Annotated in this window: 17 protein-coding genes; 11 read left to right on the top strand and 6 right to left on the bottom strand. The window is 73.4% G+C overall.

Going from position 1 to position 25176, the window contains the following annotated elements; translation table 11 throughout:
- Positions 1 to 4: 4 nt before the first annotated feature.
- From IE124_RS13955 to IE124_RS13965, 3 genes are all read left to right on the top strand, one after another.
- Positions 5 to 2659 carry an SUKH-4 family immunity protein gene (locus IE124_RS13955; protein WP_189508034.1) on the top strand — a complete coding sequence of 885 codons (2655 nt, stop codon included), beginning with the start codon at positions 5 to 7 and terminating at the stop codon, positions 2657 to 2659.
- Positions 2660 to 2798: 139 nt separating this feature from the next.
- Positions 2799 to 3746 (top strand): coiled-coil domain-containing protein, encoded by a 948-nt coding sequence (locus tag IE124_RS13960; RefSeq protein ID WP_229832440.1) that lies wholly within the window; start codon positions 2799 to 2801, stop codon positions 3744 to 3746.
- Between the two features lie 263 nt (positions 3747 to 4009).
- Entirely contained in the window at positions 4010 to 5377 is a 1368-nt protein-coding gene (locus tag IE124_RS13965) for an outer membrane protein assembly factor BamB family protein (protein WP_189508035.1), read from the top strand.
- A 90-nt stretch (positions 5378 to 5467) separates the two neighbouring features.
- On the opposite strand, the gene IE124_RS13970 is transcribed toward IE124_RS13965, so the two are convergent.
- Positions 5468 to 7015, bottom strand: coding sequence for an MFS transporter (locus IE124_RS13970; RefSeq protein WP_229832441.1), 1548 nt, complete (start codon positions 7013 to 7015; stop codon positions 5468 to 5470).
- 209 nt (positions 7016 to 7224) lie between these two features.
- Here IE124_RS13970 and IE124_RS13975 point away from each other — a divergent pair, with 209 nt between their 5' ends.
- From IE124_RS13975 to IE124_RS13990, 4 genes are all read left to right on the top strand, one after another.
- A complete protein-coding gene (locus IE124_RS13975; RefSeq protein WP_189508036.1) occupies positions 7225 to 8013 on the top strand; it encodes an ABC transporter ATP-binding protein in 789 nt (262 codons plus the stop codon).
- Positions 8010 to 10583, top strand: a complete 2574-nt coding sequence (locus IE124_RS13980) for an ABC transporter permease (protein WP_189508037.1) — start codon at positions 8010 to 8012, stop codon at positions 10581 to 10583. Before IE124_RS13975 ends, IE124_RS13980 begins: the two co-directional genes overlap by 4 nt.
- A gap of 233 nt (positions 10584 to 10816) precedes the next feature.
- Complete coding sequence (mfd, locus tag IE124_RS13985) at positions 10817 to 14347, top strand: transcription-repair coupling factor (RefSeq protein ID WP_189508038.1); 3531 nt, start codon at positions 10817 to 10819, stop codon at positions 14345 to 14347.
- Positions 14348 to 14382: 35 nt separating this feature from the next.
- A complete protein-coding gene (locus tag IE124_RS13990) occupies positions 14383 to 14610 on the top strand; it encodes a hypothetical protein (protein WP_189508039.1) in 228 nt (75 codons plus the stop codon).
- Positions 14611 to 14634: 24 nt separating this feature from the next.
- Here the strand turns inward: IE124_RS13990 and IE124_RS13995 are convergent, their stop codons facing one another.
- Entirely contained in the window at positions 14635 to 15912 is a 1278-nt protein-coding gene (locus IE124_RS13995; RefSeq protein ID WP_189508040.1) for an SGNH/GDSL hydrolase family protein, read from the bottom strand.
- 48 nt (positions 15913 to 15960) lie between these two features.
- The gene (locus IE124_RS14000; protein ID WP_189508041.1) at positions 15961 to 16542 is read right to left on the bottom strand and encodes a TetR/AcrR family transcriptional regulator; all 582 of its coding nucleotides are present in this window, start codon (positions 16540 to 16542) and stop codon (positions 15961 to 15963) included.
- Positions 16543 to 16672: 130 nt separating this feature from the next.
- Here IE124_RS14000 and IE124_RS14005 point away from each other — a divergent pair, with 130 nt between their 5' ends.
- The gene (locus IE124_RS14005; protein ID WP_189508158.1) at positions 16673 to 17509 is read left to right on the top strand and encodes an SCO6745 family protein; all 837 of its coding nucleotides are present in this window, start codon (positions 16673 to 16675) and stop codon (positions 17507 to 17509) included.
- A 36-nt stretch (positions 17510 to 17545) separates the two neighbouring features.
- Here the strand turns inward: IE124_RS14005 and IE124_RS14010 are convergent, their stop codons facing one another.
- On the bottom strand, positions 17546 to 19375 hold the full coding sequence (locus IE124_RS14010; protein ID WP_189508042.1) for an FG-GAP repeat domain-containing protein: 1830 nt from the start codon (positions 19373 to 19375) through the stop codon (positions 17546 to 17548).
- 154 nt (positions 19376 to 19529) lie between these two features.
- On the opposite strand from IE124_RS14010, the gene IE124_RS14015 reads away from it, so the two are divergent.
- A complete protein-coding gene (locus IE124_RS14015; RefSeq protein WP_189508043.1) occupies positions 19530 to 20216 on the top strand; it encodes an HNH endonuclease family protein in 687 nt (228 codons plus the stop codon).
- 60 nt (positions 20217 to 20276) lie between these two features.
- Positions 20277 to 21023 carry an N-acetyltransferase gene (locus IE124_RS14020; RefSeq protein ID WP_189508044.1) on the top strand — a complete coding sequence of 249 codons (747 nt, stop codon included), beginning with the start codon at positions 20277 to 20279 and terminating at the stop codon, positions 21021 to 21023.
- Between the two features lie 15 nt (positions 21024 to 21038).
- Here IE124_RS14020 and IE124_RS14025 read toward each other — a convergent pair whose 3' ends face one another.
- Together IE124_RS14025 and IE124_RS14030 are read right to left on the bottom strand one after the other, a co-directional pair.
- Positions 21039 to 21746, bottom strand: coding sequence for a hypothetical protein (locus IE124_RS14025; protein WP_189508045.1), 708 nt, complete (start codon positions 21744 to 21746; stop codon positions 21039 to 21041).
- A gap of 185 nt (positions 21747 to 21931) precedes the next feature.
- Complete coding sequence (locus IE124_RS14030) at positions 21932 to 22720, bottom strand: DUF4190 domain-containing protein (RefSeq protein WP_189508046.1); 789 nt, start codon at positions 22718 to 22720, stop codon at positions 21932 to 21934.
- Positions 22721 to 22950: 230 nt separating this feature from the next.
- Here IE124_RS14030 and IE124_RS14035 point away from each other — a divergent pair, with 230 nt between their 5' ends.
- Positions 22951 to 25116, top strand: coding sequence for an N-6 DNA methylase (locus tag IE124_RS14035; RefSeq protein ID WP_229832458.1), 2166 nt, complete (start codon positions 22951 to 22953; stop codon positions 25114 to 25116).
- Positions 25117 to 25176: the final 60 nt, after the last annotated feature.

Genomic DNA, 25176 nt, shown 5'->3' on the forward strand with positions numbered 1-25176 from the left:
GGCTGTGGTGACGTTCGCGCAGGCGCAGGAGCGCGCCGAGGAATGGATCAACGGCGATCTGCCGGCGTACCAGCACCGCGAGGTGCGGGTGCGGGAGTTCGAGCTGGGCTTCGTGGTGTGGCCGGAGGACCGCCAGGGCGGTCCGGTCTCGGACGGCGGCCGGCAGCGGCTGGTCATCGCCCGGGACAGCGGCGAGGCCACGCTGTGGCCGGGGCTGCCGGTCGGTGAGGTGATCCGGCGGTACGAGGAGGAGTACGGGTCCCCGGAGGAGGCGCCCGCTCCGGCGGCGCCCCAGGCGGCCCGGATCGACCTGAACCAGACGTCGTTCCTGCTGAGTCCGCCGGAGTGGCTGCAGGACGCGGCGGACCGGATCGGTCTGCCGCCGCAGGGTCCGAACGCTTCGCAGGAGGGCGGGAGTTCGTCGGCGCCGGTGGACGACGCGTCGGACGCGGTGGTGCCGGTGGGCGGGGCTTCGGCTGCGCCTTCCGTGCCCGCGCCTTCCGTGCCCGCGCCTTCCGTGCCCGTGCCTTCGGCTGCGCCTTCCGTGCCCGCGCCTTCGGCTGAGCCTTCGGTGCCCGCGCCTTCGGCTGAGCCTTCGCCCGTGCCTTCGGTGCCCGCGCCTTCGGAATCCGGTGATCGTGACCGTGAGCCGGTGGCCGCGGCTTCGGTCGGGGCAGCGCCCGCCGCCCCCGCCCCGCCGACTGCGCCGGTTCCGCCCGCGCCTGCTTCCGTGCCCGCGCCGGCCCCCGCGCCGACCCCCACGCCCGCCCCCGCCTCCCCTCCCACCCCAACCCCCGCCCCCGCGGCGAGTCCGTGGGCGGATGCGAACGCGAGTTCCGGTGGTGCCGACGGGGCTGTTCCGCTGCCCGCGACCGTGTTCGCGCCGCCGCTTTCGGGGACGGACGACGAGGACACCCCGCCTCCGGTGGTCGGTGCCGACGCGCCGACCGCACTGATGAAGGGGGGCAGCGCGCTGCCCGCGACCGCGGTGGCCCCGCGGCTCGACCCGGCCGCGCCGCCGCCTTCGGCGCCGGTGACGCCTCCGGTCCAGCCCGGTCCTCCCGCGCCCCCTGTCCAGTCCGGTCCTCCCGGTCCTCCGCCGGCCCCGTCCGCCGGGCCCGGTGTGCCGCCTCCGCCGCCCGCGCCGAGGGCGCCGGGTGCCGGGGACATCGCGGACGCCGCGACGAGCAAGGCCGCGCCGGCGCCGAAGGGCGGGCGTGGTCCGGCGACGCCGCCTCCGCCGCCCGGCGTGCCCGGCGTGCCCGGTGGGTCGGGCGCCCCCGCGTACGTACCGACCCAGCTCGTGTCGCAGCTCGGGCCCGAGGGGCTCCAGCCGCCCGGTCCGCCGCAGCCCGCCCCGCCCGGTCCTCCGGGTCCGCCCGGGCCGCCGGCCCCGCCGCAGCCCGTGCACCAGGCGGCGACGATGCTGGCGCACCCGGGCCAGGCCGGTCCCGGCGCGCCCCCGCCGCCCCCGCCGCCGCCGGGTGTGCCCGGTGGTACGCCCGCGGGTGGTGTCGCGCACGCCGCGACGATGCTGGCGCACCCCGGTCCCGGTGGGCCGGGTGGTCCGTCGGTGCCGCCGCCTCCGGGGCCGCCGGCTCCGCCGCCGCCGGTGCACGGCGGTCACACGCCGCCGCCCGGCCCGGGGCCCGTACCTCCCGCGTACGGGTATCCGCAGGCCGCGGGTCAGCCGACGGTGGGTCCCGGCTACCAGGCGGTGCTGCGCTACCGGGCGCCCGACGGTTCGGAGGCGCAGATCATCCGGCGTTCGGCGCCGGGCACCCCGCATCCGGAGTGGCAGATCCTGCACGAGCTGCGCGCGATGAACGTTCCGCCGCAGCAGGTGCTCGAACTGCACACGGAGCTGGAGTCCTGTGAGCTGCCGGGTGGTTACTGCGCGCGGATGATCCGGGAGACGTGGCCGCAGGCGCGGATCACGAGCATTGCCCCGTACGGTCGCGATCACGCCGGCCGGCAGCAGGGCATGCGACAACTCCTCACGCATCAGGGTGAGTTGCATCAGGTCGCGGACGGTCCGGCGCGTCCCGCGCCGGTGCGGGCCCCGCTGCCGCAGGTGCAGCCGGCTCCGCCGGTTCCGCCGGAGGCGATCGCGCAGGAGCTGGCCGGGGCCTTCGGTCCGGGCGTGCTGCGCTTCGACCAGCAGGCGGTGTCGCGTCAGGGCGTGCCGGAGCTGGTGGCGCGGACTCTGGTGTGGGCGGGGCTGCCGGCGGACTTCGGGCCGTTCTTCTGGGCGCAGCCGGCCGTGCCGGTGGTCCCGACGCTCGCGGAGCTGGCGACTCAGCGGCAGGTGCAGTCGGCGCCGGACGCGAGCTCGTACCTGGTGCTCGGTTCGGACTTCGGCCGGGCGATCTGTGTCCAGTACGGGACCGCGCACATCGTGGCGGTGCCGGTGGAGGCCGGTCCCGGCGGGCAGTCGGTGCCGCCGCAGTTCGTGAACAGCGGACTGCCGGAGTTCACGCGGTCGATGGCGCTGCTGGGCCGGATGTGGCGGCTGCGCTTCGGGCTCAACCCGGAGCAGGCGGGTCGCTGGACGGTCGATTTCCAGGCGCAGTTGGCGATGCTGGACCCGGCGGCGCTGTCCTCGCCGGAGAACTGGTGGTCGGTGCTGCTTGAGCAGATGTGGGACGGCCTTCTTTAGGTGCCTCCGGGTGCCTGTGGGCCCAGTTGGACAGAATGTGACGAAAGGCGCTCGACGTGTATCCACGTTGGGCGCCTTTTGTCCGTTCTGATGGCGCATCCTTTATGGGTCGGGCCGTAGGACGGAAGGGGCGTCACGGATGAATTTCGCAGTCGGGCGGGGGCGCGGGTACCGCCCCGAGCAGGTCGACCGCCACCTCGCCGCGCTCTCCGAGGAGCGTGACGGGGCGTGGGAGCGGGCGGCGCGGCTCACCGTCCTCGCGAAGGACATGGAGGCGGAGGCGGCACGGCTGCGCGCGGCCGTCGAGGCGCTCGCGCCGCAGCGGTACGAGGCGCTGAGCGAGCGCGCGCGGAAGATCCTGGCGATGGCCGAGCAGGAGGACGAGACGCTCGTCCGCGCCGCGGAGGCCGACGCGCAGGCCCTCGCGGAGGCGGCCGACGCGGCGGGCCGGGAGGCGGAGGAGTCGGCCCGGGCGTACGCGGAGGGCGTCCGGGCGGCGGCCGAGTCGACGGCCCGCGCCACCCTGAAGACCGCGCGCGAGCGGGCCGAGGAGCTGGCGACGGACGCGGGCCGCGAGGCGGCGGAGCAGCGGTCGGCGGCGCGGGAGGTCTTCGAGGAGACCGAGCGCCGGGCGGCGGAGCTCCAGGCGGAGCAGCGGGCCGAGCAGACGGCCGTACGGGACGAGGCCGAGCGCACGGCGGAGACCGCGGCAGCCGAACTGGACGCGCGCCACGAGGAGCTGGTGGCCCGCGCGGAGGAGAGGCTCGCGGAGGCGCAGCGCTTCCTCGCGGAGACCGAGGAACAGGCCCGGCACGGCCAGGAGGACGCGGAGGCCCGCGCGGAGGAGGTGCTGGCGGAGGCCCGGATGAAGGGCGAGCGGGCCGAGCGCGAGACGGAGCGGGTGCTGCGGGAGCACGGCGAGGCGCGGGACGAGATCCACGGGCACATGGAGCACATCCGCCATTCGCTCGCGGCGCTGACGGGCCGGGTCGCGGCACCGTCCACGGAGGACGGGGAGTCCGCCGGCTCCGGCCCCGCGGCCACGCCCACCGCCCCTGAGGCCGAACAGGGCCCGGAAGCAGGGTGATTCGGCTCGCGGGAGTTCGAACGGCCGGACCGGTGCCCCCTCCACGCCCCTGACGCCGGCGGCCGTCACGCTCGACCGGGCCGCCCCCTGCCCTGCCCTGGCCTGGCCTGCCCTGCCCTGGCCTGCCCTGCCCTGCCCTGCCCTGCCCTGGCCGACCGCCCGGCGGCGCGGCGGCCCCGCGGCCCGGCGGCCCGGCAGTGACGGTTCATGATCGCAGTATGGTTGTCCGTTGATCAGTTCAAGAGGGAAGACGGGCAAGGAACTTGAATCGCAAACGAACGACGGTGGCGCTCGGTCTGGTGCTGTCCGCGGGTCTCGTGACCGGGTGCTCCGGAGGTGCGGACCCCGAGGCCAAGCCCGGCGGCGGGGAGACGGGGAAGACGGGGCAGGCCACGGAGTCCGCTTCTGCGGCGCCCAAGAGCCCGGTCTACCAGGGCAAGCCGGTGCCCGGCCTTGCCGCGAAGCCGGCCTGGAGCCTGACCGCCGAAGAGGCGGGGAACTGCGCGAGCAAGGCGGACGAGCCGGACACGGGGCAGCTCGACGTATGCACGGTCGGGGACGCCGTCATCGTCACCGACTCCAACAACGGGCAGTCGGACGTGAGCACCTTCACCGCCCGGCTCCTCGACGCCAAGAGCGGTGAACTGCGCAAGAAGTTCGAGTTCACCGTCCCCAAGCAGGACGGATCCTCCCCGCCGACGTTTGCCCGGGCTCAGGTGGCCGAGTGGCGGGACGGTTCGCCGGCCCTGCTGATCCGCAACCGGGTCGACACCCCGGCGAGCGGCCTGAAGAAGGCCACGACCCAGACCGTGCTGACCATGTACGCCCCGTCCGGCGAGAAGCTGGGAAGCTCCTCCTTCGACGGGGACACCCACATGATCACCCCGGTCCGGTACGGCTACCTCGAGGAGGCCGGCCTGTCCCAGGGCTCCACGTTCACCCCGATCGGTGACGGAGAGCCGCAGACCAGCGAGACCACGCACATCGACCTGGAGAGGAGGGTCGGCTCCGGCACCGGCTACTTCTCGCAGGAGGACATCTCCTTCCAGCCCTCCGCCCGGTGGATAACCGCCAAGGACGTCGTCACGGGCAGGAAGGCGTGGAGCACCAAGGACCTCGCGCCGCCGGCCGCCATCGCCAAGCTCGTCACCTCGGACAAGGCGACCACCGCGCGGCTGATGCCGTTCCAGGGTGACAAGGTGCTCCTCGGCTGGTCCTCGTACGGAGACTCCGAGGAGGTCATGACGCTGGTCGACGTCAAGAGCGGCCGCCGGCTCGTCGAGGGGCCGGCCATCGAGACCAACGGCACCATCGAGGACGACGGCCTCGCCATCTCCCCGGACGGCAAGACCGCCGTGGTGCAGTACGGCGAGGGCGCGGTCGCCTGGAACACGGAGACCGGCAAGGAGCTGTGGCGCCAGGCCGACGACGAGGTGACGATCCGTCCGAACGCCCTCCCCGGCAACGGCGTCCTCTACGCGTACCTGGACGGCACCGGAGCCGCGCTCGGCGCCGACGACAAGAAGCTGCTGGCCTCGGGGATCGAGCAGATGCCGCAGTTCACGACGAACGGGTACGCGGCCGTCCGCACCTCCGAGGGCCTTTTCGTCTTCGCCACCCAGCCCGTCTGACGGACGCCTCGCCCCCCGGTCGAGGGAGCCGGGGGCGGTGCTCCCCGCCACTGCTGGTGGTGCGGGGGCGACGGGAGGTGACGCTCACGCTCACTCCTCGTCCCCCGTCGCCTCCTTCAGTACCGGGAAGCGGCGGGGGGCCAGGGTGAGCAGGGCCAGGAGGGCCAGGGCCGCCGCTGCCGCCGCGCCCAGGTAGACCCAGTCCACCGCCGCGTCCACCGCCCGGCGCAGGTGGTCCGTCGTCTCGGCGGTCAGGGAGGCGGGGTCGTCGAGGGCGCGGGCCAGGGTGTCCAGGTCGCCGCTCCCGGAGCCGAGGCGGGACGCCAGGACGCCGTTCGCGACAGCGCCGAAGAGGGCCGCGCCGACGGTCTGGCCGATCTGGCGGCAGAAGAGGACCGAGGCGGTCGTCGTGCCCCTCTCCTCGTACGGGACGGTCGACTGGACGCCGACGATCAGGGGCAGTTGGAAGAGGCCGAGTGCCGCGCCCAGGAGCAGCATGATCAGCGCGGGCTGCCAGGGTTCGCCGGGGAACGGCAGGAACGGAAAGGCCAGGAGCAGCAGCAGGGCGCCGGAGATGCCGAGGACGGCGGTGAGGCGGAAGCCGATGCGGGTGTAGACCCGGTTGGAGAACGCGGCGCTGATGGGCCAGCTCAGGGTCCAGGTGGAGAGGACGAAGCCGGCGGCTATCGGGCCGAGGCCCAGGACGGACTGCGCGTACGTCGGCAGGAAGACCGTCGGGGCGACCATCAGGAGGCCGAGGGCGCCCAGGGACAGGTTGACGGCGGCGATGGTGCGGCGGCGCCAGACCCAGCCGGGGATGATCGGCTCGGCCGCCCGCCGCTCGATGACGACGGTCAGGGCGCCGAGGGCGACCGCCCCGCCCAGGAGGGCGAGGGACGGGGCCGAGAGCCAGGGCCAGGCGACGCCGCCCTGGACGAGCGCGGTGATGAGCAGGGCCCCGGTGGCGAAGACGCCGAGTGCGCCGGCCCAGTCGATGCGGGGGCGTTCGCGGGGCGCGGCCGTGGCCCGCTGCGGTTCGACCAGGTGGCGGGTGACGAGCCAGAGGGCGACGAGCCCGATCGGCAGGTTGACGAGGAAGATCCAGCGCCAGTCGGCGTATCCGGCGAGCAGTCCGCCGACCGCCGGGCCGGCGACGGAGGACGCGGCCCAGACGGAGGAGAGCCGGGCCTGGATCCTGGGGCGTTCCTTCAGCGGGTACAGGTCGGCGGCGATCGTCTGGACCGTGCCCTGGAGCGCGCCGCCGCCGAGGCCCTGGACGACGCGGAAGGCGATGAGGGAGGCCATGCTCCAGGCGGCGGCGCAGAGCAGGGAGCCGATGAGGAAGAGGACGATCCCGGCGATGAGGACGGGCTTGCGGCCGAAGGTGTCGCTGAGCTTCCCGTACACCGGCAGGGTCACGGTCACGGCGAGCAGGTAGCCGGAGAACAGCCAGGAGAAGACGGCGAGGCCGCCGAGGTCGCCGACGATCTGGGGGACGGCGGTCGAGACGATCGTGCCGTCGATGGCGGCGAGCCCCATGCCGAGCATGAGCGCGGCCACGACCGGTCCGCGTCGTGCGGCCGCGGCCGAGCCGGGGGAGGGCGCCGTTGCCGCCGGTGTCGTGGGGGACTCGGTCACCGTGCGTTTCCTTTCTTCGTACACCTAAATGTTCGGGACAGGGTCTCACCAGTACCAGGGGCTGAGGAACCCCTAGGGGCTCCTCCCCCATACGGGCCAGGGGTCGTTCGTCCCGCCGGAGGAGGAGAAGTCCCGTTCTCGCTTCTTAACTTGAACTTACAAACCAGCCCCACCCCATCCGCCCAGTTCCGCCCACCAAGGAGAAGACCGTGACTTCGGCTGTGACCATCCCCAGGCACGGGGGTACGGGAGAGAGCACGGCCGTCGCCGCGCGGGCGCGTCAGGTCGTCAAGGCGTACGGCACCGGGGAGACCCGGGTCGTCGCGCTGGACTCCGTCGACGTGGACATCGCCCGTGGCCGCTTCACCGCGATCATGGGGCCCTCCGGCTCCGGCAAGTCGACCCTGATGCACTGCCTCGCCGGACTCGACACCGTCACCAGCGGCGAGATCTTCCTCGACGACACCGAGATCACCGGGCTCAAGGACAAGAAGCTCACGCAGCTGCGCCGCGACCGGATCGGCTTCATCTTCCAGGCGTTCAACCTGCTGCCGACCCTGAACGCCCTCGAGAACATCACGCTCCCGATGGACATCGCGGGACGGAAGCCGGACGCCGACTGGCTGCGCCGGGTCGTCGACACCGTCGGGCTCTCCGAGCGCCTCAAGCACCGGCCCAACCAGCTCTCCGGCGGCCAGCAGCAGCGCGTCGCCGTGGCCCGCGCGCTCGCCGCCCGGCCCGAGATCATCTTCGGTGACGAGCCGACCGGAAACCTCGACTCCCGGGCCGGCGCCGAGGTCCTCGGCTTCCTGCGGCAGTCCGTCGACGAGCTGGGGCAGACGATCGTCATGGTCACCCACGACCCGGTCGCCGCCTCCTACGCCGACCGGGTGCTCTACCTCGCCGACGGGCGGATCGTGGACGAGATGGAGCGGCCCACCGCCGAAGCCGTCCTCGACCGCATGAAGGACTTCGACGCGCGCGGGCGGACGTCATGACCGTCCTCAAGACCTCGCTGCGCAACTTCCTCGCGCACAAGGGACGCATGGCGCTCTCCGCCGTCGCCGTCCTCCTCTCCGTCGCCTTCGTCTCGGGGACGCTCGTCTTCACCGACACGATGAACACGACGTTCGACAAGCTCTTCGCGTCGACCGCCTCCGACGTCAGCGTCAGCCCGAAGGGCGCGGCGGCCGAAGACGAGTCCCCGCAGACCGGCCGCCCCGAGTCCCTCCCCGCCTCGCTCGTCGAGCAGGTCAGGAAGACGGAGGGCGTCCAGGCTGCGCAGGGCGCGATCGCCTCCACCAGCGTCACCGTCGTCGACGCGAAGAACAAGAACGTCGGGCCCACCAGCGGCGCCCCGACCATCGCCCTCAACTGGAGCCCCAACGAGCTCCGTTCGGTGGAGCTCGTCGAGGGCCACGAGCCGCGCGGCCCCACCGACGTGGTCGTCGACGGCGCCACCGCCGAGAAGCACGGCCTGAAGATCGGCGACGAGCTGCGGACCATCGCCGTCGACGGCGACTTCACCGCGAAGATCTCCGGCATCGTCGACTTCAAGGTCACCAACCCCGGCGCCACCCTCGTCTACTTCGACACGGCCACCGCGCAGCGCGAACTCCTCGGCAAGGAAGGCCTGTTCACGCAGGTCCAGGCCGACGCCAAGCCCGGTGTCAGCGATGACGCGCTGAAGGCGGACATCGCCGCCGCCATCGGCGACGGCTACAAGCTCCAGACCGCCGCCGAGGCCGCCGACGCGGGCCGCGAGGACGTCGCCGGATTCCTCGACGTCATGAAGTACGCGATGCTCGGCTTCGCCGGGATCGCCTTCCTCGTCGGCATCTTCCTCATCGTCAACACCTTCTCCATGCTGGTCGCCCAGCGGACCCGCGAGATCGGCCTCATGCGGGCGATCGGCTCCAGCCGCAAGCAGGTCAACCGCTCGGTCCTCGTCGAGGCGCTGCTCCTCGGCATCGTCGGCTCGGTCGCCGGCGTCGCGGCGGGCGTCGGGCTCGCCGTCGGCCTCATGAAGCTCATGTCCTCGATGGGCATGGAGCTCTCCACCCGCGACCTCACCGTCGCCTGGACGACCCCCGCGGTCGGCCTCGCCCTCGGCATCGTCGTCACCGTCCTCGCCGCCTACGTCCCGGCCCGCCGGGCCGGCAAGGTCTCCCCGATGGCCGCCCTCCGCGACGCCGGCACCCCCGCCGACGGAAAGGCCGGACGCGTCCGGGGCGGGCTCGGCCTCGCCCTCACCGCCGCCGGAGCCGCCGCCCTGTGGGCCGCGACCCGCGCCGAAGAGGCCGGTCCCGGCTCCCTCTGGCTCGGCCTCGGCGTCGTCCTCTCCCTCCTCGGCTTCATCGTCATCGGCCCGCTCCTCGCGGGCGGTGTGGTCCGCGCCCTCGGCGTCGTCGTCCTGCGGGTCTTCGGCCCCGTCGGCCGCATGGCCGAGCGCAACGCCCTGCGCAACCCGCGCCGCACCGGCGCCACCGGCGCCGCCCTGATGATCGGCCTCGCCCTCGTCGCCTGCCTCTCGGTGGTCGGCTCCTCGATGGTCGCCTCGGCCACCGACGAGCTGGACCGCTCCGTCGGCGCCGACTTCATCGTCCAGTCCGGCACCGGCCAGCCGATCGTCCCGCAGGCGCAGGCCGCCCTGGAGAAGGTCCCCGGCCTCGACCACGTCACCGAGTACAGGTGGGTCGACGCCAAGGTCACCGACCCGCGCGGGAAGACCACGACGGCCGACCTGGCCGCCACCGAACCGACGTACACGCAGGACCTCCGCCGGGAGACGGCCTCCGGCACCCTCGCCGACGCGTACGGCGCGGACGCGATGTCCGTCGGCAGCGACTACGCCACCGAGCACGGCGTGAAGGTCGGCGACGTGCTGACCATGGCCTTCACCGGCGGCAGGACGGCGAAGCTCAAGGTCGCGGCGATCACCGCGGACACCGGCCAGGTCGACAACGGCGCGATGTACACCAACGTCTCCACCGTCGCCCGCTACGTCCCGGCCGACCGGATGCCGCACAGCCTGCTGCTCCTCGCCAGCGCGAAGGAGGGCCAGGAGACCCAGGCGTACGAGGCGGTCAAGAAGGCCCTCGCGCCCTACCCCCAGTACAAGGCCAGCAACCAGGCCGACTACAAGGAGGCCCTCAAGGACCAGGTCGGCCAGCTCCTCAACATCGTGTACGGGCTCCTCGCCCTCGCGATCGTCGTCGCGATCCTCGGCGTCGTGAACACCCTGGCCCTCTCGGTGGTCGAGCGGACCCGCGAGATCGGCCTCATGCGGGCCATCGGCCTCTCCCGCCGCCAGCTGCGCCGCATGATCCGCCTGGAGTCCGTGGTCATCGCCCTCTTCGGCGCCCTCCTGGGCCTCGGTCTGGGCATGGGCTGGGGCACGGCCGCCCAGAAGCTGCTGGCCCTGGAGGGCCTCGGCGTCCTGGAGATCCCCTGGCCGACGATCCTCACCGTCTTCGTCGGCTCGGCCTTCGTGGGCCTCTTCGCGGCCCTGGTCCCGGCCTTCCGCGCCGGCCGCATGAACGTCCTGAACGCGATCGCGAGCGAGTAGGCGCGTCGGCGGTACGCAGGACCCGGCGGCCCCGGTGTGCGACGACACGCACCGGGGCCGCCCGCCGTCCGGGAGCGGGATCGGCCATCCCTCCGAGTGGCGCCTTTCCTTCGGGCGAGCGACAGCGGCACGTCGTAGGCTGGGCACCCCGGCCCGTGCGACGTGTCGGGCCGTTCGCGTTGCCCGCCCCGCGCCACCGCGCCCCGTACTCCGAACCCGGGATGGAAAGCTCCATGAGCCTGCACGGCCTGCTCGATGTAGTCGTCAAGGACGCGGCTCTCGCCGAGGCGGTGAAGGCCGCCGCCGACGGGAACCGCCCGCACGTCGACCTGGTCGGGCCCGCCGCCGCCCGGCCCTTCGCCGTGGCCGCGCTGGCCCGCGACTCGGGGCGCCCGGTCCTCGCGGTCACCGCGACCGGCCGGGAGGCCGAGGACCTGGCCGCCGCCCTGCGCTCGCTCCTCGACCCCGACACGGTCGCCGAGTACCCCTCCTGGGAGACCCTGCCGCACGAGCGGCTCTCGCCCCGCTCCGACACCGTCGGCCGACGCCTCGCCGTGCTGCGACGCCTCGCGCACCCCCGCGACGACGACCCGGCCGCCGGCCCCGTCAGCGTCGTCGTCGCACCCATCCGCTCCGTGCTCCAGCCGCAGGTCAAGGGCCTCGGCGACCTGGAGCCCGTGGCGCTGCGCAGCGGCCAGACGGCGGATCTGAACGAGATCGTCGAGGGCCTCGCGGCCGCCGCGTACTCCCGCGTCGAGCTCGTCGAGAAGCGCGGCGAGTTCGCCGTGCGCGGCGGCATCCTGGACGTCTTCCCGCCCACCGAGGAGCACCCGCTCCGCATCGAGTTCTGGGGCGACGACGTCGAGGAGATCCGCTACTTCAAGGTGGCGGACCAGCGCTCCCTCGAAGTCGCCGAGCACGGCCTGTGGGCGCCGCCCTGCCGCGAACTGCTCCTCACGGATGACGTACGGGAGAGGGCGGCGGCGCTCGCCGTCGAACACCCCGAGCTCGGCGAGCTGCTCAACAAGATCGCCGAGGGGATCGCCGTCGAGGGCATGGAGTCCCTGGCCCCGGTCCTCGTCGACGACATGGAGCTGCTGCTCGACGTGCTCCCGAAGGGCGCCATGACCGTCGTCTGCGACCCGGAGCGGGTCCGCACACGGGCCGCCGACCTGGTGGCGACCTCGCAGGAGTTCCTCCAGGCCTCGTGGGCGGCGACCGCGGGCGGCGGCGAGGCCCCGATCGACGTCGGCGCGGCCTCCTTGTGGGGGATCGCGGACGTCCGAGACCGGGCGCGCGAGCTGGACATCGCCTGGTGGTCGGTGTCGCCGTTCGCGGCGGACGAGGTCCTGTCGGGGGACACCCTGACCCTCGGCATGCGCGCCCCCGAGTCGTACCGCGGCGACACCGCCCGCGCGCTCGCCGACACCAAGGGCTGGCTGGCCGAGGGCTGGCGAACGGTGTACGTCACGGAGGCCCACGGCCCCGCCACCCGCACGGTCGAGGTCCTCGGCGGCGAGGGCATCGCCGCCCGCCTCGACGCGGACCTCGCGGAGATCGCGCCGTCCGTCGTGCACGTGTCGACCGGCTCCATCGACTACGGCTTCGTCGACCCGGCGCTGAAGCTCGCCGTCCTCACCGAGACCGACCTGTCCGGCCAGAAGGCGGCCGGCAAGGACGGCCAGCGGATGCCGGCCAAGCGCCGCAAGACCATCGACCCGCTGACCCTGGAGGTCGGCGACTACATCGTCCACGAGCAGCACGGCGTCGGCCGGTACGTGGAGATGGTCCAGCGGACCGTGCAGGGCGCGACCCGCGAGTACCTCCTCGTCGAGTACGCCCCCGCCAAGCGCGGCCAGCCCGGCGACCGGCTGTACATCCCCACCGACCAGCTGGAGCAGGTCACCAAGTACGTCGGCGGCGAGGCGCCCACCCTGCACCGCCTCGGCGGCGCGGACTGGACGAAGACGAAGGCGCGCGCGAAGAAGGCCGTCAAGGAGATCGCCGCCGACCTGATCAAGCTGTACTCGGCCCGCATGGCGGCCCCCGGCCACGCCTTCGGCCAGGACACGCCCTGGCAGCGCGAGCTGGAGGACGCCTTCCCGTACGCGGAGACCCCCGACCAGCTCTCCACGATCGCCGAGGTCAAGGAGGACATGGAGAAGACGGTCCCCATGGACCGTCTGATCTGCGGCGACGTCGGCTACGGCAAGACGGAGATCGCGGTGCGAGCCGCCTTCAAGGCCGTCCAGGACGGCAAGCAGGTCGCCGTCCTCGTCCCGACGACGCTGCTCGTCCAGCAGCACTTCGGCACGTTCAGCGAGCGGTACTCGCAGTTCCCGGTGAACGTCCGGGCGCTCTCCCGCTTCCAGACCGACACCGAGTCGAAGGCGACCCTGGAGGGGCTCCGGGAGGGCTCGGTCGACGTCGTCATCGGCACCCACCGGCTCTTCGCCTCCGAGACGAAGTTCAAGGACCTGGGCCTGGTCATCGTCGACGAGGAGCAGCGCTTCGGCGTCGAGCACAAGGAGCAGCTGAAGAAGCTCCGGGCCAACGTCGACGTGCTGACGATGTCCGCAACCCCGATCCCGCGCACCCTGGAGATGGCGGTCACCGGCATCCGCGAGATGTCGACGATCACCACCCCGCCGGAGGAGCGCCACCCGGTCCTCACCTTCGTCGGCCCGTACGAGGAGAAGCAGATCGGCGCCGCGATCCGGCGCGAACTCCTGCGCGAGGGGCAGGTCTTCTACATCCACAACCGCGTCGACTCGATCGACCGGGCGGCGGCGCGGCTGCGCGAGATCGTGCCGGAGGCGCGGATCGCCACGGCCCACGGCCAGATGTCGGAATCGGCTCTGGAGCAGGTCGTCGTCGACTTCTGGGAGAAGAAGTTCGACGTGCTCGTCTCGACGACGATCGTCGAATCGGGCATCGACATCTCCAACGCCAACACCCTGATCGTCGAGCGCGGCGACAACTTCGGCCTCTCGCAGCTCCACCAGCTGCGCGGCCGCGTCGGCCGTGGCCGCGAGCGCGGTTACGCGTACTTCCTGTACCCGCCGGAGAAGCCGCTGACGGAGACCGCGCACGAGCGGCTCGCGACGATCGCCCAGCACACCGAGATGGGCGCCGGCATGTACGTGGCGATGAAGGACCTGGAGATCCGCGGCGCGGGCAACCTCCTCGGCGGCGAGCAGTCCGGCCACATCGCGGGCGTCGGCTTCGACCTGTACGTCCGCATGGTCGGCGAGGCGGTCGCGGACTACCGGGCGCAGATGGAGGGCGGCGCGGAGGAGGAGGCGCCGCTGGAGGTCAAGATCGAGCTCCCGGTCGACGCCCACATGCCGCACGACTACGCGCCGGGCGAGCGGCTCCGCCTCCAGGCCTACCGCTCGATCGCCTCAGCGAACTCGGAGGAGGACATCAGGGCCGTACGCGAGGAACTCACCGACCGCTACGGCAAGCTGCCGGAGCCGGTCGAGAACCTGCTCCTGGTCGCGGGCCTGCGGATGCTGGCGCGGGCGTGCGGCGTGGGCGAGATCGTCCTCCAGGGCCCGAACATCCGCTTCGCCCCGGTGGAGCTGCGCGAGTCGCAGGAGCTGCGCCTGAAGCGCCTGTACCCGCGCACGGTCATCAAGCCGGCGGTCCACCAGATCCTGGTGCCGCGGCCGACGAGCGGGAAGATCGGCGGGAAGCCGGTGGTGGGGCGCGAACTGCTCGCGTGGACGGGCGAGTTCCTCACGACGATCCTGGGATCGTGACACTCTGACCGTTCCCCGTCCGGCAGGATGTCCCCATGTCGGACGGGGGACGAGGGAGCTGGACGGTACGGGGCCGGCTGCTGGGCGCGGGCCTGCTCGCCCTGGCGGTGGCGGGCGTCCTGTGGGCCCTGGACGGCGAGGACGCGGCCGGGCCGATTGATGGGGCGTCCGTCTCCGCCGGGCTGATGCGGACCTCCGGCGCCGTCTACCAGTTCCGGCACCGGGAGTTCCAGGAGTGGCTGGTGCGGCACCCCGAGCCGTAGGGGCGGGGCGCCGCACCACGGGGGCTACAACTCGTCCAGGTCCACCGCCGCGGCCATCGCCTCGTAGCCCGCGTCGTTCGGGTGGAGGCCGTCGCCGGAGGCGTACGCCGGGAGGATGCGGTCCGGGTCCGCCGGGTCCGCGACCGCCCGGTCGAAGTCGACGACCGCGTCGTACGCGCCGGAGGTGCGGATCCAGTCGTTGACGGCCTCCCGCTTGGCCTCGTTCGCCGGGGTGTCGTAGTACGAGCCCTTGACCGGGGTGAGGGTCGCGCCGACGATCTTGAGGCCCTTCGCGTGCGCCTCGCGGATCAGGGTGCGGTGGCCCGCTATCAGGCGCGCGGCGGAGACGTCGGGGGTGGGCGGGGCCGGGAAGGTCGCCGTGCTGCCGCCGATGTCGTTGATGCCTTCGAGGACGATCACGGTCCGGACGCCGGGTTCCGCCAGCACGTCCTGCCGGAAGCGCTTGAGGCCCTTCTCGCCCGCCCAGGTGGTGTCGTTGACGACCTGGTTGCCGGCGATGCCGTGGTTGACGACGGCGCGCTGGCGTCCGGCCGCGGCGAGGCGTTCCGCCAGCTCGTCGGGGTAGCGGCCGTTCGTGTCGGGCGTGGAGCCGACGCCGTCGGTGATGGAGTCGCCGAAGGTCACGACACCGTTCCGGCGTCCGGAGTCCCGGCCGCCGGTGACCTCGACGCCGGAGAGGAAGTACCAGGACGCGCTGGTCTCCTGGAAGGCCGCGCCGGTCAGGTCGCCGCGGTGGTCGCCGGCGGCGCGGTAGCTGGTGGCCGAGGCGAAGTGGTGGAAGGTGGTGGGGCCGGTCCTCTCCGCGAGGTAGAGGGTGACGGTGAGCGAGCCGAAGGCCTCGACGGGGAGGTTGGCGGCGTCGCTGAGGAGGGTGCCGCCGGCCGGGACCGTCACGGACGCGCGGCCGTCGAAGCGGAGTTGGCGTACGGAGCCGGGGCGCACCGCGCCGCCCTCGGCGGTCCGGGCCGCGGTCGCGCCCGCGATCCGCAGCGGAGTGGAGCCGTAACGGTTCGTCAGCTCGATCCGGGCGCGGGTGCCGCCGGTGGTGACCCGGACGACCTGGCGGACCGTGTGGTTGTCGAAGCCCTGCTGCGACCAGTTGGCGGTGAAGGGCGCGGTCGGCGACTGCGGGGACGCGGCCCAGGCGGCACGCCAGGGGGAGCCCTTGTGGCCGGAGCCGGAGCCGGAGCCGGTCTCGGCGAGGGCGGTGGGGGCCAGGCCGAGGGCGGCGGCGGTCAGGAGGGCGAGGGTGGTGCGGCGCAGGGTGTTCGACGTTTGCATGCTGGCATCAATTGCGGGCAGGCGCGGGCTATTCCCGGTCGTCGGGAATCAACTCCGGTCCTTCTGCGGGAGTTGGCCGGTGAAGAGGAGTCCGGTGAGCGAGCGGAAGTAGTCCTCCGGCTCCCGGTCGCCCAGGGCCGCCTCGATGTTTCCGGTGAGGACCAGGGTCGCGAAGCCGTGGGCGAGGGACCAGGCCGCGATGCCCGCCGTGCGGGCGTCCGGGACGTCCGGCAGGCCGGCGACGCCCGCCCGGAGTTCGGCGGAGGCGCGTTCCTTCGCGGCCAGGAGCTCCGGGTCGTCGGCGCGGAGCAGGTCCGGCTGGAACATGACCTGGAAGTGGGCCGGGTGCTCCGTCGCGAACCGCACGTACCGCACGCCGCGTTCGCGCAGCTCGGGCGTGCCGGCGAGGGCCGCGGCCAGGAGGTCGTACCCCTCGGTGGCGATGGCCGTGAGGAGGCCGGTGCGGTCCTTGAAGTGGTGGGCGGGGGCGGCGTGGGAGACGCCGGCGCGGCGGGCGAGGTCGCGCAGGCTCAGCGCCCCGGGGCCCTCGGCGGCGATCACGTCGAGGGCGGCGGCGAGGACGGACTGCCGCAGGTCGCCGTGGTGGTAGGTCTTCCGGCTCGGACTCATGGGGGCAGCCTAGCCCTCATCTAGTCGTTGACAAGTTGGCTCTCGGGGCGCAGTATCTAGTCAGTGACAAGTTGATGGTCCGCCGTCATCGCGAGAGGGGTACCCCGTGGAATCCACACGCGTACGTCAGATGTGGCACCTGCTCGAACCGCTGCACGCCCTGCTCTACTACGCCCCCGAGGCCTTCGACGAGGCCGCCGCCCTCGGCTACGACACCGCCGAGCGCTGGCCCTCCTACTTCGCCTGGCGCTCCGCCCCGCTGGGAGCGCCAGGCCCGGTCGGGGTCACCTCGGCCTTCTACAGCTTCAGCCCCGGGATGGTCGCCCGCTACGTCCCGGGCGCGCCCTCCGCGCCCCCCGTCGACGTCCTCGCCGCCCGCCTCCGCGCCGTCGACCGCACCTACCGGGCCGTCCTCGGCGAGGACACGGTCAAGAGCCCCGAGCTCGCCGAGGCCGCCGCCCTCGCCCGCCGCGCCGCCGAGGCCGCCGGGACGGAGGGACGCCCCCTCGCCGCCGCCAACGCCGCCCTGCCCTGGCCCGAGGCCCCGCACCTCGTCCTCTGGCAGGCCGCGACGATCCTGCGCGAGCACCGCGGCGACGGCCACCTCGCCGCGCTCCTCGTCGCCGGGCTCGACCCGGTCGAGGCGCTCGTCTCCTTCGCGGCGATCGGCGCCGCCCCCGAGCCGGTCTTCGAGAGCCGGGGCTGGAGCGCGGCCGAGTGGGCGGCCGCCCGCGAGCGCCTCACCGCCCGCGGGGTCCTGGACGAGGACGGCGCCGTCACCGAAGTGGGCCGCGCCCTGCGCGCCGAGGTCGAGCTGCGTACGGACGAACTGGCCGCCGCGCCCTGGGCCGCCCTCGGCCCCGAGGACACGGCCCGCCTCGCCGAACTCCTCGGCGGCCCCTGGCTGTCGGCGATCGGCTCCGGCCTGCTCCCCTCCGAGAACACCCTCGGCATCGGCAAGGTGTGAGGCCGGAGCGTCACGGGGATTCACGCGTCACGTGACTCAGAAGAGCAGTTCGCCCGAGGGGAAGCTCGAACCGATCTTCACGCGCGGGGCGTAGCCGCCGGCGCCGTCGCCCTTGTAGGAGTAGAGGTCACCCCCGGCCTCGCGGCCGACCAGGTCGGGCCTTCCGTCGCCGTCCAGGTCGCCGGGGGCGACGAGGGCGTCGTAGACGGTCCAGCCGGTGCCGATGGCCTGGCGCGCGGAGAACGTTCCGTCGCCGTTCCCGCGGTGGAACCAGAGCCGGCCGCCGGCGTCGACCGCGAGGAGGTCGGGCGCCTTCGGGCCGGTGAGGTCCCGGTCGAAGTCGACGGCGACCACGGACCGGTAGCCGCCCCAGGTGCCCCCGTCGCCGTCGATGTCGGCGATCCGGGTGCGCGGGGCGTAGCCGTGCGGGCCGGTCCCCTTGTGGAGCCAGAGGGCGCCCGCGGAGTCGCGGGTGATCAGGTCGGCGACGCCGTCACCGTCGGCGTCGCCCGGGGCGAGGAGCAGGTCGTCGTTCCCGAAGCCGGTCCCCGCCGCCGTACGGCCGGCGCCGCCGGAGTACGAACCGTCGGAGGGGGCGGCCTCGTAGTGCCACAGGTCGCCGGCCGTGTCGACGGCGGCGAGGGTCGTGCCCTGGCGGGCCACCCGCTTCATCCCGGACCAGCCGGTGCCGACCTTGCAGGGCTTGGCCACTCCGGCGCCGTCGGCCCGGCCCTCGTAGCGGTACAGCCCGCCGGCCGCGTCCCGCCGGAACACGGCGCCGGGTGTGGCGCCGTAGGCGACGCAGTCCGCCCAGTAGGCCGCGCCGCGGATCGGCAGGTGGTCGGAGATCCACTTCCCGACGGTCGGGGTCCTCGGCTCGGGAGGCACGTCGCCCACCTCGCCGCGGAAGTACCGGGAGCTGAAGAAGGTGTAGTCGAGCTTCTGCGTCTGCGTCGTGTGCGCCGCGTCGAGCTTGGTGAGCTGTCCGCTGCGGCAGCGCACGGCCGGGGCGGCGCAGAGGGTGCCGCGCATCCCGAAGCGGTCGGCGTCGGTCTCGTCGGCCTCGGCGAAGGTGCCGTGGCCGCCCTCGCCGGCACCGGCCTCGTAGAAGCGGTCGAGGACGTCGCCCCACGGCGAGGAGTTGAAGTCGCCGCCGAGGACGACGGGGAGGCCCGCGTCCTCCCAGGTCCTGGCCTGGGCGGCCAGCCTGTCGGCCTCCCTGGTCATCACGGAGTGAGTCGCCTGCTGCTGGGGTGTGGGGTTGGCGGGGAGGGTGGGGAGGCCCCACCAGAGGTGCACGGAGCACGCCCAGGTCTGCCGGGACTGCACCCAGGCCTTGACGCAGGGGGCCTTGATGTCCTCGGCGTTCGACCCCGGGACGGTGGTCAGGATCGCGGCCCGCGTGTCCAGGGTGAGGTCGACGCCGTCGACGACGACGCCCCTGACGAAGGTGGCCATGCCGTAGCTCGGCGTGGTGGTCCCGACCGGGTCCTTGCAGAGCGACCCGAGGCTCCCGGCGGGGACGGTCTCGACGTAACGGCCCGCGTATCCGCGGCTGCCGAGACGGGCCTTCAGGTCGTCGAACTGGTACCGGCAGACCTCGACGAGGAAGAGGTAGTCGGCGTTCCAGACGCCCGCCGCCGTCTCGCCGACGATCGCGTCGTACCGCGCCTCGTTGCCCGCGGCGCTGACGTCGCACCCACCGGTCCCGCCGCTGCCGCACATGTTGTACGTGTACGTCCTGACCGGCGGCGCGGCCGACGGGCCCACCGTGTCGGCCTGCGCCCGAGGTGCTGTCAGCATGAGCCCCGCGCACATGAAGGCCAGTACGGCCGTCAGCGCCCGGAGCACTCCGGACCCTTGCATGCGTCCCCCTGAGGTGTCGTTTCGGAAGGTCGGAACGCTACCTTCCGGCGCGGATCGCGAGGGGCCCGCGGGGATCCACGAGGGGCCCGCGGGGATCCACGAGGGAAGCAAGGGGGACGAACCGGCTCGAATTCGCCCACCCTAGGATTCCAGCGTGCTGACGTATCGAAAGCCCCTCGCCGCGACTGTCCTCGCCGTCGCCGCCCTGGTGGCCACCGCCTGCTCGCCCGGCTCCGACACCCCCGCGTCCGACGGGGGAGCCGGCGGCAGGCCCGCCGCGCGCGGGTCCGCGCTCGCCGCCGTGGACACCCTCACCGTCAAGGGCCGGGCCCCGAAGACCGGTTACGAGCGCGAGAAGTTCGGCCGGGCTTGGGCGGACGTCGACGGCAACGGCTGCGGCACCCGCGACGACGTGCTCCGGCGCGACCTGACCGGCGTCCGCCTCACGGACGGCCGCTGCAAGGTCGCCTCCGGGACCCTCACCGACGACCCGTACACCGGCACCACCGTCGAGTACGTCCGGGGCCGCAGCAAGGTCGACATCGACCACGTCGTGGCGCTCTCCGACGCCTGGCAGAAGGGCGCCCGTAAGTGGGACGCGGACACCCGCCGCCGCTTCGCCAACGACCCGCTCAACCTCCTCGCCGTCGACTCCTCGGCGAACCGGCGCAAGTCCGACGGCGACGCCGCGACCTGGCTCCCGCCGAACAGGGCGTACCGCTGCACCTATGTCGCCCGGCAGGTCGCCGTGAAGAAGAAGTACGGGGTGTGGGTGACCGGCGCCGAGCGGGACGCGATGAAGCGGGTCCTCGACCGCTGCCCGCAGCAGAAGCTCCCGTAGGCGGCCGAACTGTCGGGAAAATCGTTTCCCCACCGGGAAGATGATCTTTATCCTGCCCGCATGGACCTGAACATATCGACCCTCGCCGCCCGTCCCGAGCTGGAAGGGCCGATGTGGAGCATGCTCGACCTCTGGCCCGAGTTCATGATGTACGACCCGGTGGGCTGGGCGAACATCGGCCGGATCGTGCGTGAGCTGCCGGAGTACGTCCTCGTCGCCACCGACTCCGAGGGCAAGGTCGTCGCGCGCGGCTTCAGCGTCCCCTTCCGGATGGACGTCGACGGCCGCCGCGGGCTGCCGCCCCGGGGCTGGGACGAGGTGCTGCTCTGGGCCTTCTCGGACCTGCGGGCCGGCCGCGAGCCGGACACCGTCAGCGCGATCGAGATCACGGTCGACACGAGCGCGCTGGGCAACGGCGTCTCGCACCGGATGCTCGCCGCGATGCGGGACAACACGAAGCGGCTCGGCTTCTCGGAGCTCGTCGCCCCGGTCCGCCCCAACGGCAAGCACCTGGAGGCGGAGTCCTCCATCCACGAGTACGCCTTCCGCACCCGCGAGTCCGACGGCCTGCCCGTCGACCCGTGGCTGCGCGTCCACGTCCGTGCGGGCGGTGTCGTCGAGGCGGTGGCCCCGGCGTCGATGACGGTCAGCGGTTCCGTCGAGCAGTGGCGCGAGTGGACGGGGCTGCCGTTCGACACGGACGGTCCGGTCGAGGTCGAGAAGGCCCTCGTCCCGGTCCACTGCGAGGTCTCGCGGGGCTACGCGGTCTATGTCGAGCCCAACGTGTGGGTTCGGCACGCCCTCTGACGGTGGAACGGCGGATCAGTCCGCCATGACGACGGCCCCGGCCGGCGGGGCCTTCACCTCGACCGGCCGGTCGTAGTCGAAGGTGGTGGTCCCCGGCGTGTCGCCGCCCTTCGTGACGATCCTCAGGATGTAGGGCGGGCCCTCCGCCGCGATGTGGACGGCTGTCTCGTTCTCGGTGCCCGCCTTCACCAGCTTCAGAGCCTTCCGTCCGTCGACAGTGGTGGGCTCTCCCTTCGCGGCGTCGTCGCCCCAGCCGTTCTCCAGGGCGTCGAGCGTCAGCCGGCCGCAGAGCGCCGGCTCCGCCGGGGCGTCCGGGCCGTCGACGGGCGGCTTCGTCCAGCGGCCGCCGAGCCTGTCGATCAGGGCCGCCAGGTCCTCCGGGCTCCGGTGCCCCTCTTCCCTGCGCAGGCGAGCCTCGCCGCGGCGCACGTACGTGTCCCCGTCGACCCTGATGACGTCGATCGTGTCCGACGTGCCGTAGGACAGCGCGGTGGTGCAGTTCCCGCGGCCGTCGTAGGAGGTGCGGCTCTTCACCGGCAACGCCAATGAGAACCCGTCGGAGTGCACGGTCACGGACTCCGCCGACTCCGTCGCCCTGATCGCCTTGTCGAGAAGCTCGGACTTGGTCAGGTCGCCGACGTGCCGGTCGCAGGCGGTGGCGGAGAGGGTGAAGGTCGCGCAGAGGAAGGCGACGGCGACAGGGCGGCGGAGTAAGGCGTGCATCGTGGCAGTGTCTTCGACGGGGGAGAACGAGGGAAGGGGCCCCGTGGGGCCCCCGGTCCTGTTGGCGCTCTGTGCTCTGTGCTCTGTGCTTGGTGCTTGGTGCTTGGTGCTTGGTGCTTGGTGCTTGGTGCTTGGTGTTCGGTGTTCGGTGCGCTGCTTGGTGCGTGGTGATGGGCTGTGCCCGGTCAGCCGAGCTTCAGTTCCCACTGCGAGGCGTTGTAGTCGAAGCCGGGGTTCACTTCGACGGTCAGGTTCTTGGCGTCCTTCGGGGCGTCGAAGGCGACGGTGAGCGTGGCCTTCTTGCCGGGCAGGACGGCGCCCTGGAAGCCCGCGCCGACCTTCTCGTCGAAGATCTGCTCCGCCTCGACGCCGTTGGCACCGGCGCGCGCGCTCAGCAGGACGCCGACGGCGTCGAAGTTCTTCTTGCCGCCGTTCTCGACGACGACGGTGACCTGGTAGGCCTTGTTGCCCTTGGTGTGGCCGACCGCGTACTCGCTCGCGGTGTAGGGCTTCGGGTCCGAGACCGTGACCTTCAGGTCGTCGTCGTAGACCGAGGTGTCGCCGTCCGCGAGGGCCTTGCCCTTGTCCGCCTTCCCGGCGTCGCCCGAGGGGGCCTCCGTCTTGGTCGGGTCCTTCGGCGCCGCGTCCTTGATGCTCTTGTCGATCTCCTCGACCGCGTCGCTGACCGCCGTGACCGTGATGATCAGGCCGACCGTCGCGAGGATCAGGGACACGAGGCCGAGGATCGCGCCGGTGACCGTCACGCCCTTGTTGCTCGCCTCGCCGCGCTTCACCCGGCCCTTGCCGACCAGGCCGAGGACCAGCGCGATGACGCCGAGGGTGCCGGCCAGCCAGAAGAGCAGCGGGATGAGGCCGGAGACCGTGCCGATGATGCCGAGGATCAGGGCCGCGGTGCCGAGGCCGTTGCGCATGACCTGCCGCGGGGCGGCGGGGACCTGAGTGTCGTACGACATGGGTGTGTCCTCCCGGACAGAGAAGCTGTCTGAAGCGATGGGTCAATCACAACAGAGCTTGTGAACCGAGTCAACACGATTCAGGAAAAACGAGTCCGCTCACGCTGTGAAGTGGTGCGGTGCGCGTTCGTCGGTAAGATCGATGTCACACGAGGACGTGGGCGAGGCGAGCCAGGGAGATGAGTCAGGTGCCGGAGGAGCGCGCGGGAGACACCGGGGACACGGGAGCCATGGGGACACCGGGAGACGCCGGAGACGCCGGCTCGGCAGAGGTGACCGCCGCCGGGATCGCCCGGCTCGCCGGGGTGGGCCGGGCCGCCGTCAGCAACTGGCGCCGCCGTCACGCCGACTTCCCCAAGCCGGTGGGCGGCACGGAGGCCAGTCCCTCCTTCGCCCTCGCCGACGTCGAGCGATGGCTCCGCGAGCAGGGCAAGCTCGCCGAGGTCCCCCTGCGCGAGCGCGTCTGGCAGCAGATCGCGGGCCACCCCGCCGGCGCCGTCACCGCCCTCGTCCACGCGGGCTGCGCCCTCCTCCTCGTACGGGACAGGTCGGCTGCCTGGCCGGCGCTCGCCGCGCTGCCGGACGAGCGGCTCACGGGCGTGCTCCCCGTCGCCCTGGAGGAGACGCTCACCGAGCGCCTCGGCCCCGAGCGGCCCGTCCTCACCCCCACCGTCTCCGCGCTCGCCCCCTCCGTCCCCCTCCTCCGGGGGGCCGCCGACCTCGCGGCCGAGATGGACGGGGTCCGGCCGGCCTTCGAGTTCCTGCTCGGCCGTCACCTCGACGCCAACCCCCGGCAGTACACGCTGACCCCGCCCGGCCCCGCCTCCCTGATGGCCGCCCTCGCGACCGGCGGCACGGCGTCACGGGCCGCCGACGACACCCGCGCCCCGCTCACCGTCCTCGACCCCGCCTGCGGCACCGGCGGTCTGCTCAGCGCGGTCGAGCGGCCCGGCGCGGTCTGCGGCCAGGACGCCGACCACGACCTCGCCGCGCTCACCGCCCTCCGCCTGGCCCTCTCCGCCGAGACCGCCGCCGACATCCGCGTCCGCTCCGGCGACAGCCTCCGCGCCGACGCGTTCCCGGCGCTCGCCGCCGACGCCGTCCTCTGCCACCCGCCGTTCAACGAGCGCAACTGGGGCCACGACGAACTGGCCTACGACCCCCGCTGGGAGTACGGCTTCCCGGCCCGTACGGAGTCCGAGCTCGCCTGGGTGCAGCACGCCCTGGCCCGCCTCCGCCCCGGCGGCACCGCCGTCCTCCTCATGCCGCCCGCCGCCGCCTCCCGCCGCTCCGGCCGCCGGATCCGCGCCGACCTCCTCCGCCGCGGCGCCCTCCGCGCGGTCGTCGCCCTCCCGGCCGGCGCCGCACCCCCGTACGGCATCCCGCTCCACCTCTGGGTCCTGCGCAGGCCCGTCCCCGGCGAGCGCCCCGCCGCCGAACTGCTCCTCGTCGACACGGCGTCCGAGCACCCGGGCCAGGGCGGCCGGGACGGTCAGGGCAGGGACGGCAGGGACAGCCGGGACAGGATCGACTGGTCGGCCGTCCACACGGCCGTACTGGACGCCTGGACGGCCTTCGACCGGGACGGGACCCTCGCCGCGACCCCCGGGGAGAGCCGCGCCGTCCCCGTCATCGAGCTCCTCGACGACGACGTCGACCTCGCCCCCGCCCGCCACCTCCCGCCCCGCGCCGCCGCCGAGGGCGTGACCCAACTGGCCCTGGTCCGCGAGCGCCTCGCCGAGACCCTGCACCGGACCCGCGAGCTGACGCCGGCGCCCCTGGCCGAGCCGGCCACGGCCGACGGCGGCCCCGCGAGCCGGCCCGCGGCCACGGCCGGCACGACCACCGTCGGCGAACTCGCGCGCGCCGGAGCCCTGACCCTGCACGCGGGCGGCGCGGGCACGGCCCCCGCCGGCGCTCCCGTCGCCGTCCTCACCGACCACGACGTCCTCGCCGCCCAGCCGCCCTCCGGCACGCTCCCCGACGGCCCGCCCGAGGACCCGGTCCTCCTCGCCGCCGGTGACGTCGTCGTCCCGGTCCTCGGCGGCGGCGCGGCCGTCCGCGTCGTCGACGCCCCGGCCGAGGGCGCCGCCCTCGGCCGCAACCTCCAACTGCTCCGCCCCGACCCGGCCGCCCTCGACCCGTGGTTCCTGGCCGGATTCCTCCGGGCCACCGCCAACACCCGGCAGGCCAGCAGCTACGCCTCCACCGCGACCCGCCTCGACGTGCGCCGCCTCCAACTGCCGCGCCTGCCCCTCGCCGAGCAGCGCCGGTTCGGCGAGCGGTTCCGCGCCCTCGCGGAGTTCGAGGAGACCCTGCGGCAGGCCTCCCGGCTCGGCGAACAGCTCGTCCAGGGCCTGTACGACGGCCTGGCGGACGGCACGGTGGCGCCGTGACCCGGGCCGTCGCGGGCTGAGGGTCCTGATCGGTTCGACAACGGTTCCGGACAACCCGGA

The organism is Streptomyces narbonensis (genome assembly GCF_014649015.1).
Taxonomy (GTDB): Bacteria; Actinomycetota; Actinomycetes; order Streptomycetales; family Streptomycetaceae; genus Streptomyces; species Streptomyces narbonensis.